Raw genomic sequence first — 14,857 nt, forward strand, 5'->3', positions numbered from 1 at the left:
TGACGGTTTGGTAGAAGCAGGGGCAGCTAATTGAAATAGAAGGAAACCGTACCACTGTAGCGGCGCCGAGTCTTTCCAGCGAGATTCCCGGCGTTGTATGCGCTAGGCAATAAGCTTGAGATGCTTATGCTCTACCGTCACCAGAGGAATTAACGGCATTGAGGCCGTTCACAACGTCACGTGCCTTGCGGGTAACAACAGCCTGTTCAAGGTGGGCATATCGCATCGTTGTTCGAATATCGGAGTGACCAAGCACAGCCTTGACCTCTTGGATTGAGAGTCCGTTTTGAACAAGGCGCGTCGCGTGCGTATGACGAAGCGTGTGAATAGTGCAGTCTTCAAGGCCAGCGCGAAGGAAGGCCTTGCGAATGGCGGTTGCTGAATATCCTCTCTTCTCTCCGGCCTTATTCACGAAAACGGTTGGCGCATTGCTCTCCCGTAGACGACGGTGCAGGATCGTTTCCACGCGATCCGTCATGTAGATCACGCTCTCATTTTGAACTTTGGAGCGCCACAGGCGTATTTCACCGCGGGTTAAATCAATGTCCTGCCACGCAATGTTAGCGATTTCGCTGTAGCGCGCTCCGGTATCGAGTAGCATAACGACGAGATCATAATTGTCCTGCATCCATTTTTGCCGATCTTCTCGACGGGACGGGTCAGCAGATAGGCCATTTGCGACACGTGAGGGGGAGAGTTCATGCAGCAGGCGACGCTCTTCCTCGATACTCAGATATCGCATTCGGGAATTGGGTGTTCTAATGAGGGGCGCGCTGATTGACGGACTTTGATAACCGTCCTTCCGAGCAAGCTGAATCGCTCCTATCAGACAGTTCATGGCGTGCTTGATAGTCTGCGATGCGCATCCTTGGGATAGTCGCTTTTGCCGAAACCGTTCCAGTGTGTCGGAGTTGACCTTCATCAAAGGAATCGAGCCATTCAGTATTTTCAGTATCACCCTGATCTGACTTTCCAGATTCCGGTAGTTCGGGGTTCCGAGCTTCGAGTTCGCAAATCGATGAAGAGCAGTTTCCAACGTAATCGCCTCCTTTTTGCCAAGCAGCAGCTCGGAGTGGAAATTAGCCCGAATCCTGGCGGCGACTTGCAGGGCAATTCTGCGGTCAGTCGTCTTTGTTGACCGGACAATCGTTTGATGTTCAATTTGAAACTGCGCATACCAGAATTTCGAATTTCCACGTTTTACCAGCAACATAGGCTCCCTTTTTGAATATCGAGATATCCTACCGATGCAGGGCAACGTTCAACGGCACTATGAGATCAAGTATTCTGGCAAGCCCTCGAGATTATGACGACGTTCCCCAACACATCGATGTGGTAGAATCCGGAAAGGGCGTAGATGCCTAAGCCCAAGCTTGAGAACAAATTCACCTTCAAGATCGAACCCGACGATGAAGGGGGCAGAACAAAAACGGTTTCTATTCAGAGCGAGAACATTTTTGAGCCGCCAGTCGCCGGAAAAAAGCGAAAGACAAGGAAGGACCCGAGCGCTTATCTGCTCCTTGGTTTTGACACCGAATATCAGTCTTTGAAGGCAAACGAGCAGGAAAACTGCATCGAAGCAGGTGCAAAAAATGAGCTTCTTTCGTACCAGTTCTCGATCAAGCTGATTACTAAAGATGGACAGCCTGGCACGCCCGAAACAGATGGAATTATTATCCCCGATGCCGAACAGAGGTTAACGCTCGCCGAGTTTCTGGGTATTGCGGTCGGATCGCTGATCGAGAAATTTCCCGATGTGAAGGTGCCGAAATCCATCTACCTTCTAGGGCATTTCATTCGCGCCGACTTCCCGGCATTCAGTGATTTCAAGGACAACGCTCGACTGACTTCAAATGTCAGAAGCACATTCGTCAGCATTGACAGTGCTATTCCAGTAAGGTTTGGCGAAGCGGATAATCCGATTGCCGAGTTCAACGTCATTGTCCGCGACACTATCCTGCTTGCTCCGAGCAACGCTAAATCGCTTGCAGATATCGGTGATCTTCTCGGTTTCCCAAAAATCCAGCTCGGTCAGACGCCGAAGGAAGAGCGGGAAATCAAGGAAAACATGGCCCGTTTCAGAAAGGAACGGTGGAGCGAGTTTCGTGAGTATGCGATCCGCGATGCGCAGGTGTGCGTCCGTTTTGCCGAACGGATAATTCAGCAGAGCACTGCGCTTTTCACCTCTTTCAAAATGCCTGCAACGTTGACGTCCTTTGGAACCGGGTTGCTGCTTCTCGGGTGGCAAAACGATGGGTTGGATAGCAATCAAATCTTGGGGCGAGAAACCATCAAAGAGAGATTTTTCAGCAAGAAAGACGGCTATTTCAAAATCAAGACCGTAACGCCGCTGAAAGAGGAAGCTTATTTCAACGAGGCGTTCATCACAGAAACCTACCATGGCGGCAGAAACGAGCAGTTCATATACGGCATTGCTGACGAAGGTCAGTGGAGGGACCACGATCTCAGTTCTGCATATACCACAGCGATGTCACTGATAGGCATGCCTGACTGGGACAATATCACTAATCTGACAACGCTTGATGATGTTGGACCGCTCGACCTCAGTTTCTTCTCCGTGGACTTTGAGTTCCCCGAAACTGTACGTTTCCCAACTCTCCCTGTCCGCACGGCAAATGGAATCATCTTTCCTCGTAAGGGCAACTCGAAGTGCTCGGCTCCCGAACTATATCTTGCCCAGAAACTCGGAGCGCTACTGACTTTCCGCAAGGGCGTTCACGTACCATCCGATCCCAAGCAACCAGTTTTCAGGGATTTCATTAAGGAATGCATTGAAAAGCGTGCAGCGCATAAGAAGGGAACTTTTGACAACCTGTTCTGGAAAGAGGTCGGCAACAGCACCTACGGAAAAACGGCCCAAGGTCTTCGTGAAAAGCGGGTATACAACCTTCAAAACGATGGAATGGAAGCCCTTCCACCGAGCAAGATCACCCAGCCGTATTTTGCATCATTCATCACGTCGTACACGCGAGCAGTCCTCGGTGAAATTCTCAACGGTTTCCCTGAGGACGTACATGTCTTCAGTGTCACCACAGACGGCTTCCTCTCCAATGCCAGCGACCAAAATATCACAAAGGCAACCAGCGGAGAGTTATTCGAATCATTTCGACAGGCCCGAAGTCATCTGGATAAAGGCAGTCCTTTGGAGATTAAGCATATAGTTCGCCAACCTGTCGGCTGGCGAACGCGAGGCGCGGCAACGTTGAAACCGGGTGACGGCGACAACGGGATTGTCTTACAAAAAGGAGGCATCAAAACAAACCCGCTCAACGGTCTGTTTGAAGAGAATCAGGAGACGTTACGACTGTTCTTCAACCGCAGTCCCGACCAAAAAATTCAATACAAATCGGGCGTCGGTATCAAAGACATGCTGCGCGGCGAAACCGATTTCGTTTTTCGGTCCGTGACCAAGCGACTTTCAATGGAATTTGACTGGAAAAGGAAGCCCATAAACGCGCGCGATACTATCTTCGAGTTCGAAGGCAAGCAGTACATACACCTTACGTTCGAAACGAGGCCGGTGGAGGACGTTGCAGAATTCAATCTTGTGCGCGAGAACTGGGAAAACTACGACAAGAAATCTCCACACCTTCTAAAAACACTCGAGGATTTCAACTCGTTTGAAACATACCGCACGTCAAGAGATTCCCTCGGAGGTCGATCCAAGAAGTATCTGCGACAAACCGACGGAGATTTAAAAAGGCTTCGGGAAAGCTTGACACGAGCTTATCAGCAGCACCAAGCGGGGTTCGACCTCATCCGAAGCAAACAAAAAATGAAACACGCCGACTTTGTTATTGCCTTGGAGGCTTGCGGTATACCGTGCAAAATCAGCGATATCGACAACGGCAAAAGAAAGACGTTCGAACCACACTGCACACCGGCTACGGACAGGGTAGTCAAAGCCTTGAAGAAGTTGCAGGTGGAACATTACCCCGAATTGGAAATCGAGCTATTTGTCCCGGGAGAAGCCCTGTAAAAAACTCAAAAATCGTGGGATGACGAGGAATATGGGGAGAGGGGGCAATTCGATTTTAGAGTTTTTTCCACGCCTTCCCCCTTACCGTTGATGATGGTGGAAAGATAAAATCCGTAAATGTTGTGTCCCCACCTCCCATATATAACATTTACGGATTTTGATAATGCATTTAGTGATTGTTGGCGGGTTCACTACGGCGTTCCTTAGCTAGACGCCGTCGGCAGTTGTACCAATACGTGAGGGCGCCTTTTTCTGTCAGTGTTGCGCCTTCGATAAATGCTCTGACAATCACGTCCTGCTCCATCCCTTCCAGCTTTGCGTAGATTGCCAACGCAGTATCAATCTTGGATTTGCCAGCAGCAATCAGTTTTTTCCCTTCCGAAATCGCTTCCTCGATGATCGCTTTGTCGGCGGGAACGTCCGCAACGTTTTTCGGCTTCGCCATATCGTTTCTCCTTACTTGGTGAAACGAGAATCCCGTCAATTCTAGGTCAAGACAACGCGATCTTCTGAAAAAGGCCATAGCAAGGGATTGCTGCCGCTGAAACAGGGTCAGATTTTCAGACTTTCGTGGGTTTGTTCAGTTTCGATAATGAGACCATGCTTATCGACGGCTATCAGTTGTATGACTTTTAGAGGCTCCCTCCGGCTTACAGTCACTCGTCTCATAATGCCGTCCAACAGAACGACGGAGAACGACATGCCCGTGCTCACCTCACCTGACTGCGCTCCTGTTTCGAAGAAATCGAACAGCGCTTCAGACGATCCAAATTGAGATAGCACCAGTTTTTCGGCATCTTTTCGCAAACCGTCCGGAGCAAGGGTAAGAGATTTGATCATCATCTGAAGTCTGTTGGCAACGACACGACGTTTTCGCTCCAGATCGCCATCGTCAGCATCCTGAAGTTCCTTGATCAACGATTTGATCTGTTGGTCATCAACCGGAGCGAGGGCAGCATCTTTCTCCAGTTTGGCTTCCACCGCTCCCTTCTGATTTTCAAGTTCCAGAATTTCGGATGAAATCTCTTCAATTTTCGACTGGATGAAATCCTTGGAGGCATTGCTTGTTTGAAGCATGTCAAAAGTTGTATTCAGTAGCTCCCTCTTCCCTCGTATATTTTCATTAATGGAGACCAGTTTTTGCTCCAGCGTGTACCGTTCTGATTGTTCGTCAGCACGTTTTAAAGTTTCAACGAGGTCAAGTTCATGAACAAAATAAAGAAATACGTTTTCAAAATGGTCATATCGCCAACCCGATGCGGAGCATTCGAAATGACGCTCAGCGTTGGTGCATCTTAGGAACTGACCTCCTTTGGGTGGTTGCCCTTTGTGTACAAAGCGCATGGGGGAGGCGCAGTAAGCACACTTGGCAATTCTCGAAAATAAATTTCGATACACAGGACCTTTTCGACCAGCTCCTTCGACCAGTCGCTTCCGGCGCGCATGTTTAATGCGCAAAAACTGTTCCTCATCAATCAAGTGTGGGAAATAATCCGGGACTATATCGCCATCAGGCTCGGCGGTTCCATTCACCAACTTGTGCGGCTGGAACTCACCCAAAACCGATCTGTTGTTGAGTATTCTCGTGATATATGAAGCATGCCAACCCTTTGAATTTTCGCTAAAGGGAAGAACGCCTTCGTTGTTGAGAATGCGGCCAATCGAATAAGAACCATATCCTGAATCGGCCAGATCAAATATACGTTTAACAACATCATCCCTGCCCGGAATAACTTCAAACGAGTTTGAGTCTGTATTCAGTTTCAGCCAAGCGGGGCATACTTTTGTAAGTTTGCGTTGGTGGATGTTTTTCCTCTTGTTCGCCCAAGCTTTGCCAACTCGAAAACTCTTTGCGACCGATTCCTCATGGGCGCGACTGAGTACGACCATCGGGTACAGCAAATCTTTGAAATCAGCATTTTCCGCGCCATACACTTGCTCATCGATAAGTGTAACGATTTTGATTCCGGACTTAAGTATTTTTATGAATAAGGGGATAGATTCAAATATGTTTTCTCTACTGAGTCTGTCCAGCGATTCAATTAATAGGTAAGACCCAGCAGGGACAGTTTTGTTTTCGATAAGGGAGATAAAATCTCCGAGCATTCCCTCCTTAATATTCTTACCCTTGAACGCAGAAACGCCGATATCTTCAAAATTTTCAACCAATTGAAGATCATGGCGAATTGCATATTCTTTCGATTTTTCTTTCTGTCGTTCTAAACTGTTGCCCTTAAGCTGCATATCCGTCGACATGCGAACGTAGGAATAAGCGAGCGGTTTAGTGTTTTCTCTGTCCATTATGCGAGTGTAATCGATAAATTAATTAGCCACAACATCTCCATCGTGGGCTTGCCGGACAAGGCTGTGGCGGAAAGCCGGGAGCGCGTGCAGGCAGCACTTCACGCTTCTGGCCTTTCCATGCCGACCAAGCGGGTGACGGTCAATCTGGCGCCCGCCGACCTGCCGAAAGAAGGCTCGCATTACGATTTACCCATTGCGGTCGGGCTGATGGCGGCAATTGGAGCTATCCCGGCAGATGCGATCCAGTCCTATCTTGTTCTGGGGGAATTGTCCCTCGACGGTTCGATCACCTCGGTCGCCGGCGTTCTGCCTGCTGCAGTCGGCGCGAACCGGGAAGATAAAGGTCTCATCTGCCCTTATGCCTGTGGACCGGAGGCAGCCTGGGCGGGGGCCGACATTGATATTTTGGCTCCGCGCAGCCTCATCGCCCTTGCCAACCATTTTCGCGGTACGCAGGTTCTGACCCGACCTGAACCATCCATGCGAGTTTGCGGAGAAACGCAACTCGATCTTGCTGATATAAAGGGGCAGGAAACAGCGAAGCGTGCGCTGGAAATTGCAGCTGCCGGCAATCACAATCTGCTGCTTGTCGGGCCGCCGGGTTCAGGCAAGTCCATGCTGGCCCAGCGGTTGCCATCCATTTTACCGCGTCTTTCTCCGCGTGAATTGCTCGACGTGTCGATGATTGCCTCGATTGCAGGGGAGCTTTCGGGCGGAAAACTGTCGGACCGCCGTTCCTTTCGCGCGCCCCATCATTCGGCATCGATGGCGGCAATGGTTGGTGGCGGGCTGCGGGCACGGCCAGGCGAGGTATCGCTTGCGCATCATGGCGTGCTGTTTCTGGACGAGTTTCCCGAGTTCTCCCCGCAGGTGCTGGATTCTTTGCGCCAGCCCCTCGAAACCGGTGAATGTCTGATTGCTCGCGTCAATCACCGAACCAGCTATCCGGCGCGCTTTCAACTGATTGCAGCCATGAATCCATGCCGTTGCGGCATGGCTGGCGAACCGGGGCATGTCTGCGCACGCGGGCCGCGTTGCCAGGCTGACTATCAGGCGCGCATTTCAGGCCCGCTGCTCGACCGTATCGATTTGCGGGTGGATATGCCTGCTGTCTCCGCGTTCGATCTCATCAAGCCATCCCAGTCCGAGGCAAGCGAGACCGTCGCACAACGCGTCGCCCGCGCCCGCGCAATACAGAGCGAACGTTATTCCGCGCTCGGTCTGGAACCGTCCATGACCAATGCCTATTGTTCGGCCAAACTGATAGAGGAGGTCGCAAAGCCGGACGCGGCAGGCCTCAAGCTTTTGAGCGACGCGAGCGAGCAGATGCATTTTTCCGCGCGCGCCTATCATCGTATCCTGAAGGTTGCCCGCACGCTGGCCGATCTCGATGGAAGCGACAAAGTCGGACGCATCCATCTGGCCAGCGCAATATCTTATCGCATGGGCGCGGAAAGGCTGGTTTCTGCCGCCTGAATACCTTCTACGGAGTCACGAGCGGCTTGGTTCCAGTGTGCGTTTGTACGCGGATTTGGCCATCATTGAGAAAGAGATAAGTATCGAACAAAGTAAGGTCGAGCGGATTGGGAAGCCGGATATCTTCAATTGCCGGACATGCCTTGGTTGATGGATCAAAGGAGCGATCAATCTGTGATATGCAGAGAACGATATGTCTTCGATTTGACGTGAATGACCTGAGCGCCGCCATCTGGGTCGATAGGGTGGGTTTGTCGCGCTTCTGATCCAGTAGTTGCAGATAATCAATGACCACAACGGTTCCCGTTGGGGCATCATCAAGTTTGGCGATTATATAATCGGCGCAGATGGCATCCGAACAATCGAAGCGAAACAGATGCCGAAAATCATCCTGTTTGCAGTCGAGTGCCTGGAAGCGCGCGGCAATATCTCTTTCTGTGTAATCGAGCGAAAAGAACACGCCGCAATTGCCGCCTCGCATCGCTTCTATCATTATATCGAGACTCAACAGGGTCTTGCCATGACCCGGTCTCGCACCGATCAGCGCCATGTCGCCAGTTTTAAGAAAGTTGTATATTTCCCTTGCAGAAACGGGAGCGGATGCCTTGTTGACGAGCAGGCTCCAGCTTCGATAGCCTTCCTGAGCCGCAATGCGATCAAGCGCTGCATGGAACGGAATAGCAGTCTCGTTTGCCAAACGTCTGGCGCGCCTCTTCAGGTGATAGATAGGGGACGATAACCGCATCGATAAACCTCCTGTGACGAGCTGTCGTTGCAGTCCCTCCTTGTGCATGTGCCCGAACAGTTGGTTCGATGGTTTATTCTTCCTGCATGAAAAAATGCTTTCCCCAACGGAGGGGGGAGGCTTGGAAGAAGCCAGAATCAAAGCATAGCGTAAATGGCCGCCCCGGGGAACCAGTATATAATTCGGTGGTATCTTCGTTGAAATTTCAACGTGGTGCTATCGGTCTCCAGTGATGGAGGACAGTTCTTTCTTTACATGAATAACACCAATAGTGTCCCTGATAGGGCTGATCGTACTGGCGGCTGATCGGAAGTCCCGCGAGAGAGCAGAGCAGCAGCGTACCCGCGCCGCCGTGCCCAACGATGGCGATATCACCAGAAGTTTCAAGCCGCTTTACAGCTTCGAAGCCTTGCACGATGCGCTGTTGCACATCGATGGCTCGCTCCCATCCACGGATGCTTGCTTCGGGTGCTGAAAAGAACTGGTCGGCGACCATTTCATGCTGATCGGCGGGTAGAAATCCGGTAGCGCTTCGGTCGATCTCGTTAAAGCGACCATCCGTTGACAGGTTTGTTCCCAGAACGCCGGCCAGAATTTCCCCTGCCTCCCTTGCCTTTGTTTCTGTGCTCGACCAGATCGAAGTGATCGAGCGCAATTCCGGTTTGCCGGCAAATATACGCATCCGTTCAATACCACGCTCCGCCAGATGCCATGATGGAACTGGCTTTGCGGGATCAATGACGACTTCAGGATGCGAGATGAAGTAGATTTTTGTCATGCGTGGCTCCAATAGTCACGTCATTGTAAGCCAGAGGGCGCGAAACGCGCCCTGCCAGCCATTGGGTTCATAGCCCGAATGTTACAAGGCCGTTCTCGTCGATGGCCCAGGCGGGGTTCCAGGCAATTTCCCAGGCATGATCGTCAGGATCGGCGACATAGCCGCGAAAACCGCCGTGGGCTGGTGCATCCGCTGATCGCAACAGCTTGCCGCCCGCTTGAACCAGCCGTTTCATCAGTGGTGGGACATCAGCTTCTCGCTCCACATTGTGCGCAAGCGAAAAGGCGCCGGGCTGCAAAAGGCCACGGCGGTTCATGTCGGTTTCGAGCGAGGATTTCAGAAAAGTTCCGAGAACGAAGCCGTTCATCTGATAGAAAATGATTTCTTCGTTCTCGAAAACCGGCGCCCAGCCGAAGCCTTCTGCGTAAAAGCGTCGCGAGCGCTTAAGATTCGCGATTCCAACTGTAATAACAGAGATTTGCTGTTTCATGACCAAGACCCTTTGTTCTCCAATGCATCATTGCAACGGAGTTGGAAGGTCAAGGGACTCGACGCATCTGCCGAAATGAAAGCAATTGCGAAGGCCAGGACCCGCTTTGAAACGGGGATCGGGCTAACCGCACCGACCTCTCCTTTTTAGACCCGTACCGATTAGCACAGTCCGGGCCTCCGTTCAAATGAAACAGGTCTTTTAACCTCAGCGTACCGAGCCGACGAGGAGGTTGTCTGGACCTTCGATGGTGACCCAGCGACCGGTATCGTTCGCGGCCTGACGCTTCAGATAGGTGTAATCCGTCTCGTTCCAGCGCATGACTTCATCGGTCAGGTTGTCGAGAACGAAATCGCCGCGATCGGTGCGGATGGTAAGCACTGCGTGGCCTTCGCCGTCCGGCTTGCGGACGACGGTAATCAGAAGATCGGTGAGCGGGATGCCGGCTTTCTGCAATTCACGCTGCTTCAGCAATACGTAATCTTCGCAGTCGCCAACGGTGGTCGGATAAGCCCAGTATTCCTCGACGCCGTAGATTTCCATGTCGGTCATCGGCTTGATGCGCTCATTGACCGAAAGGTTGATCTCGACGATGCGCTGCCAGTTTGAATGATTGAGCTGCAGCGCGCGGGTGTCTCGGCTGGTGATGCCGCATTCCTTGGGTTCGCGCTTGCAGAACTCATAATGTCCGATCGGCTGCGAGGTCAGTTTGCCGGTCTGCATGAAGTCGCCAGAGGCTGCTTCCGCACCAAAGCTTGCCATCAGCAGTGACACTGCAAAACCGGCAGCTGCCATAATCTTTGTGGTCGAGCGAACAACGCAAAACATACTCAACGCCCTTTGGCTCTCGCCATTACTCATTTATTAACGAAACGTTAATGTCTGAAATAGTCTGGAGTCAATTCGGTTCGCCCCGCCATCGCCTGACTTCTTAATTAATGGTTAATGCGAGTGCTTGAGAGAAATACAATTACTGATTGAAATCTTCGGGTTATCCGCAGCTGGTTGGGCGGAAAATCACTCATAATTTTGCCACGGTCCGGGCGCTTGTTTTTTGCCTCGAATAAGCCAATTGTTGGTGTTCGACCGCATCGGAACGATCCCTTTGCAAAGGCCACGAGATGACGGGCGCAACGACGCGCAAGGCCACGGCAGACGACATAGATGCGCTCCTGCGCATCGAAGAACGCTGTTTCGAGACAGACCGGATTTCCCGCCGTTCATTTCGCGCCCTTATCGCGCGGCCAACAGCAGAGACTATCGTTGCTACATTGGAAGGGGCGGTTATCGGCTATGCGATGATCCTGTTCCGGCTCGGCACCGCGCTGGCGCGGCTCTATTCGATAGCCGTCGATCCGGAGGCAAAGGTCAAGGGCGTCGGCTCGCTGCTGCTGCAGGCGGCGGAAACGGCGGCCTATGACCACGACCGTCCTTTGCTGCGGCTGGAAGTGCGCGAGGATAATCAACGTGCCATCGCACTTTACAAACGGCACGGCTATCGTCCTATCGGACGCTATCTTGATTATTATGCCGACCATTCGGATGCGCTGCGTTTTGAAAAGACGGTTCGCGGGGACATTTCGCCGGTCACCGTCTTTCCTTATTACGAGCAGACGACCGATTTCACCTGCGGCGCGGCCTGCCTGATGATGGTGCTGGCCCGGCATAATCGGGAAACGCTACTTGATCCCGTGCTGGAGGTACGCCTGTGGCGTGATGCGACGACAATCTACATGATGTCGGGGCCGGGCGGTTGCGAACCATTCGGCCTTGCGGTCGCCGCGCATGAGCGTGGGCTGAAAGCCTCGATCATCGTATCGGTCGAGGACATGCTTTTCCTGCAATCGGTGCGTTCGGAAGAAAAGCGCAAGGTCATGCAACTGGCACAGACCGATTTCCGCCAGCGCACGGAAGCCTATGCCATTCCGGTGGATTATCGCGGTTTCACGCTGCACGATATTCTGGCTGCACTGCGTCGTGGGGCGGCAGTGATCGTGCTTATCAGCGGCTACCATATGTTCGGCAAGAAAGTGCCGCACTGGGTACTCGCCCACGGTGAAGACGGGCGGCACATTCTCATTCACGACCCCTGGGTGGAGGAAGAGCTAGGCGAGACCATCGCCGACGCTGCAAACGTTCCTGTTCCCTTTCACATTTTTGACCGTATCGCCCGGTTCGGCAGTGATGGGCTCAGGGCCGCCGTTATTCTGGAAAAAAGGACGGATTGATGACGATCTGCGTCATTCTGGTAGGGCGCCTCTCGGATATCGACAATGGGGCGACGCCGCACAAGGTCATGACCACGCGCGACTATCTCGCGCATCCAGCGCTCTTCAATGGCCAGTTGCGCCCGCGGATCATCAATCTGTCGCGCTCCTACGCCTATCAGAGCCGCGGATACTATGCTTCGCTTCTGGCTGAAGCGCGGGGACATCGCATCATCCCTTCCGTGGAGACAATGATCGACCTGTCGGAGCGGCGGCTTTATGAAAACGCCATTCCGGAACTCGAAGACATGCTGAACAAGGCGCTCGGCAAACATCCGGAAAAGGCGCCTGAAACAATCCACGTGCATTTCGGACTTGCCGACAGCCCGGACTTTGAAAAATTCGGACGGCTGCTCTTCGATTGGTTCCGCGCGCCATCGCTGGAAGTCTCGATCAAGCCCGGTGAATGGGCACGAATCCAGAAGATCAGCTTTGCCAACATCGCCAAGTTTTCGAAGGAGCAGAAGGAGCGTTTCGAGGACGCACTCGACCGTTACACCCAGCGTGAGTGGCGTGCGGCGCGCCCAAAGGTACCGGCGCGCTATTCCTTCGCAACGCTATGCGACCCGAAGGAAGCAATGCCACCATCGACCGTTTCAACGCTGAAGCACTGGGCGCGAATTGCGGCGCGGCTCGGCGTGGAAGTGGAACCCATCGGCAAGCGCGATCTTCCCCGGCTTGCCAATTTTGACGCACTGTTCATCCGTGAGACAACGTCGATCTCCAATCACACCTATCGTTTCGCCCGCCGGGCGCAGCAGGAAAACATGCCGGTGATCGATGACCCGATGTCCATGATCCGCTGCACCAACAAGGTATATCTGCACGAATTGATGCAGGCCAACGAGGTGGCGGTTCCGCCGACGGTGATGATCGCTGGCGAGGAGGATTTGGAACGCGCCGCCGACCTGCTCGGTTTTCCGATGGTCATCAAGATACCGGATTCGTCCTTCTCGCGCGGCGTGAAGAAGGTGAAGGATTTTGCCGAACTGAAAGCGCTCGCCACTTTATGGTTGGAGGACAGCGATCTCCTGCTGGCGCAGAAATATATGCCGACGAAGTTCGACTGGCGCGTTGGCGTTCTTGACGGCAAGCCGCTGTTCATCTGCCAGTATATGATGGCGAAGAACCATTGGCAGATCGTCAAGCACGATACGGGCGGCAAGCCGCTGGAAGGCGGGTTTCGGTCCTATGCGCTGGGCGATGCGCCGTCATCCGTACTGGAGACGGGCTTGCGCGCGGCGCGCTGCATTGGCGACGGGCTTTACGGCGTCGATCTGAAGGAAACGGATGATGGGGTGGTCGTGATCGAGGTCAACGACAATCCCAATCTCGAACACGGTATCGAGGACGCAGCCGAAAAGGACGAGGTCTGGATCAAGCTGACCCGCTGGTTCACCGACCGGCTGGATCGGAAATAGATCCAGCAGTCAGGCGAAGCCTCGCCGAAATCAAAGAGGCGTAAAGCAGACCTTGGTATGCCCTGCGCCGATGAAGCCGAGCCGGCCAGCGGCGCCCTTGGACAAGTCCAGAACGCGTCCCTTGATGAACGGGCCGCGATCGTTGATGCGCACGACAAGCGACTTGCCGTTTCTCTGATTGGTAACCTTGACCTTGCTGCCAAGCGGCAGGGTACGGTGTGCTGCGGTCAGGCCGGACGGGTTCATGCGTTCACCCGAAGCCGTACGGGAAGTGAGGGCGTACCAGGAGGCACCGCCGCATTGCTGTGCTGAAGCCTCGATTGCGGTGGCCGCGAGAAGACCGGTTGCCGCAACGGCAAGCATAGCCATACGGGTCTTGAAAGTCATGCCAGATCCACTAGTTGTTAACGGGATGTCCCACAGTTGTCGCTGAGAAAGACGGTTCCGAACTGGAATCTAAATGTGGCGCTGGCGTGGTTCGAATGAGAACATTGTGCGATAATTGAATCTATATCGCGCAGGGAAAATTGTCCTATACTGTTCGTTGTTTACTTGATAACATAAACATAACTGAGGAATATTAGGAAAGATTCAATTTGATTGCTGTAAAGCTGTTTACGATTCGTTAGGAATCTGAGGCGGTCTTTTGCTGGGCGTTGTGTTAGCGTGCCTTTCGCAAGAAAAGCTGCTTGCTTGGCTGCCCGTCGGACGGATCCGGGTTGCAATTTTTATTTGTAGGGAAAGTTTTGAGCTTCCGCGGCAAAGTTGACAAAATAAGGCATTTCGGGGGCAAAATTGCAATTTGTAACTGTGTTGCAGGGCAGCCTGTCGGCCTCAAAAAGTTATCCACAGGCCGGAAAGGCAGTGAGTTGACGTTTCTTTGACCGCCAGGGCCTGCACGAGAGGGCTGGATTCCTGCTATAAGCGTTCAGACCAGATGACGGAACGCCATGCAGGACCATCCAGAAAAAGACAGGATCGATACCGCTTCGCCCGCAATTTCAGCGAGCAAGCGCATCATCTATCTGTGTCTCGGCTTTCTCATGCTCGGACTTGGCATTGTGGGGGCCTTCCTGCCGGTCATGCCGACGACGATCTTCATCATTTTTGCGGCATGGTTCTTTGCGCGGTCTTCGCCGACGATCGAGGCGCGGCTACTGGCCGATCAGCGTTTCGGACCGCTGGTCATAAAATGGCGCGAACGTGGTGCCATTCCGCCGCGCGCCAAGCTCTACGCATGTCTTGGCATGGCGTTGGGATATATCCTGTTCTGGTGGGGTGCGAAACCTGGCTGGCTGCTGGCGACAGCGGTGACACTGTTCATGCTGGGCTCTGCCGCCTACGTGTTGTCTCGACCGAACGAGTGAGTTGAGCCG

At 52.9% G+C, this 14,857-nt stretch carries 12 protein-coding genes and 1 pseudogene; 5 read left to right on the forward strand and 8 right to left on the reverse strand.

The window, feature by feature from the left end; translation table 11 throughout:
* Window positions 1-124 precede the first annotated feature (124 nt).
* Window positions 125-1,213, reverse strand: a complete 1,089-nt coding sequence (locus tag J9800_RS19100) for a tyrosine-type recombinase/integrase (protein WP_112586931.1) — start codon at window positions 1,211-1,213, stop codon at window positions 125-127.
* A gap of 144 nt (window positions 1,214-1,357) precedes the next feature.
* Here J9800_RS19100 and J9800_RS19105 point away from each other — a divergent pair, with 144 nt between their 5' ends.
* Window positions 1,358-4,000, forward strand: a complete 2,643-nt coding sequence (locus tag J9800_RS19105) for a DNA polymerase (RefSeq protein ID WP_210845910.1) — start codon at window positions 1,358-1,360, stop codon at window positions 3,998-4,000.
* 169 nt (window positions 4,001-4,169) lie between these two features.
* Here the strand turns inward: J9800_RS19105 and J9800_RS19110 are convergent, their stop codons facing one another.
* Window positions 4,170-4,445: a hypothetical protein gene (locus J9800_RS19110; RefSeq protein WP_094540976.1), complete on the reverse strand. Its 276-nt coding sequence runs from the start codon at window positions 4,443-4,445 to the stop codon at window positions 4,170-4,172.
* A gap of 107 nt (window positions 4,446-4,552) precedes the next feature.
* Window positions 4,553-6,301 carry a recombinase family protein gene (locus tag J9800_RS19115; protein ID WP_112586936.1) on the reverse strand — a complete coding sequence of 583 codons (1,749 nt, stop codon included), beginning with the start codon at window positions 6,299-6,301 and terminating at the stop codon, window positions 4,553-4,555.
* Window positions 6,302-6,337: 36 nt separating this feature from the next.
* Here J9800_RS19115 and J9800_RS19120 point away from each other — a divergent pair.
* Window positions 6,338-7,780: pseudogene (locus tag J9800_RS19120) on the forward strand (YifB family Mg chelatase-like AAA ATPase); the annotation flags it as partial.
* Between the two features lie 7 nt (window positions 7,781-7,787).
* On the opposite strand, the gene J9800_RS19125 reads toward J9800_RS19120, so the two are convergent.
* The 4 genes from J9800_RS19125 to J9800_RS19140 form a co-directional block, all read right to left on the reverse strand.
* Window positions 7,788-8,525: a DNA helicase gene (locus tag J9800_RS19125; RefSeq protein WP_114214433.1), complete on the reverse strand. Its 738-nt coding sequence runs from the start codon at window positions 8,523-8,525 to the stop codon at window positions 7,788-7,790.
* A 205-nt stretch (window positions 8,526-8,730) separates the two neighbouring features.
* Window positions 8,731-9,303 carry a histidine phosphatase family protein gene (locus J9800_RS19130; protein ID WP_114214432.1) on the reverse strand — a complete coding sequence of 191 codons (573 nt, stop codon included), beginning with the start codon at window positions 9,301-9,303 and terminating at the stop codon, window positions 8,731-8,733.
* Window positions 9,304-9,370: 67 nt separating this feature from the next.
* Window positions 9,371-9,793, reverse strand: coding sequence for a VOC family protein (locus J9800_RS19135; RefSeq protein WP_114214431.1), 423 nt, complete (start codon window positions 9,791-9,793; stop codon window positions 9,371-9,373).
* A 207-nt stretch (window positions 9,794-10,000) separates the two neighbouring features.
* Window positions 10,001-10,621: a transglutaminase-like cysteine peptidase gene (locus tag J9800_RS19140; protein ID WP_114214430.1), complete on the reverse strand. Its 621-nt coding sequence runs from the start codon at window positions 10,619-10,621 to the stop codon at window positions 10,001-10,003.
* A gap of 293 nt (window positions 10,622-10,914) precedes the next feature.
* Between J9800_RS19140 and J9800_RS19145 the strand changes: the two genes are divergently transcribed.
* Window positions 10,915-12,021 carry a peptidase C39 family protein gene (locus tag J9800_RS19145; protein ID WP_114214429.1) on the forward strand — a complete coding sequence of 369 codons (1,107 nt, stop codon included), beginning with the start codon at window positions 10,915-10,917 and terminating at the stop codon, window positions 12,019-12,021.
* Entirely contained in the window at window positions 12,021-13,481 is a 1,461-nt protein-coding gene (locus J9800_RS19150) for a RimK family ATP-grasp domain-containing protein (protein WP_114214428.1), read from the forward strand. The genes J9800_RS19145 and J9800_RS19150 overlap by 1 nt, the downstream gene beginning before the upstream one ends.
* A gap of 30 nt (window positions 13,482-13,511) precedes the next feature.
* Here the strand turns inward: J9800_RS19150 and J9800_RS19155 are convergent, their stop codons facing one another.
* Window positions 13,512-13,868 (reverse strand): septal ring lytic transglycosylase RlpA family protein, encoded by a 357-nt coding sequence (locus J9800_RS19155; RefSeq protein WP_006468123.1) that lies wholly within the window; start codon window positions 13,866-13,868, stop codon window positions 13,512-13,514.
* A gap of 563 nt (window positions 13,869-14,431) precedes the next feature.
* Here J9800_RS19155 and J9800_RS19160 point away from each other — a divergent pair.
* The gene (locus tag J9800_RS19160) at window positions 14,432-14,848 is read left to right on the forward strand and encodes a YbaN family protein (RefSeq protein WP_114214427.1); all 417 of its coding nucleotides are present in this window, start codon (window positions 14,432-14,434) and stop codon (window positions 14,846-14,848) included.
* Window positions 14,849-14,857 lie beyond the last annotated feature (9 nt).

Source organism: Ochrobactrum sp. AP1BH01-1 (assembly GCF_018066705.1).
Classification (GTDB): domain Bacteria; phylum Pseudomonadota; class Alphaproteobacteria; order Rhizobiales; family Rhizobiaceae; genus Brucella.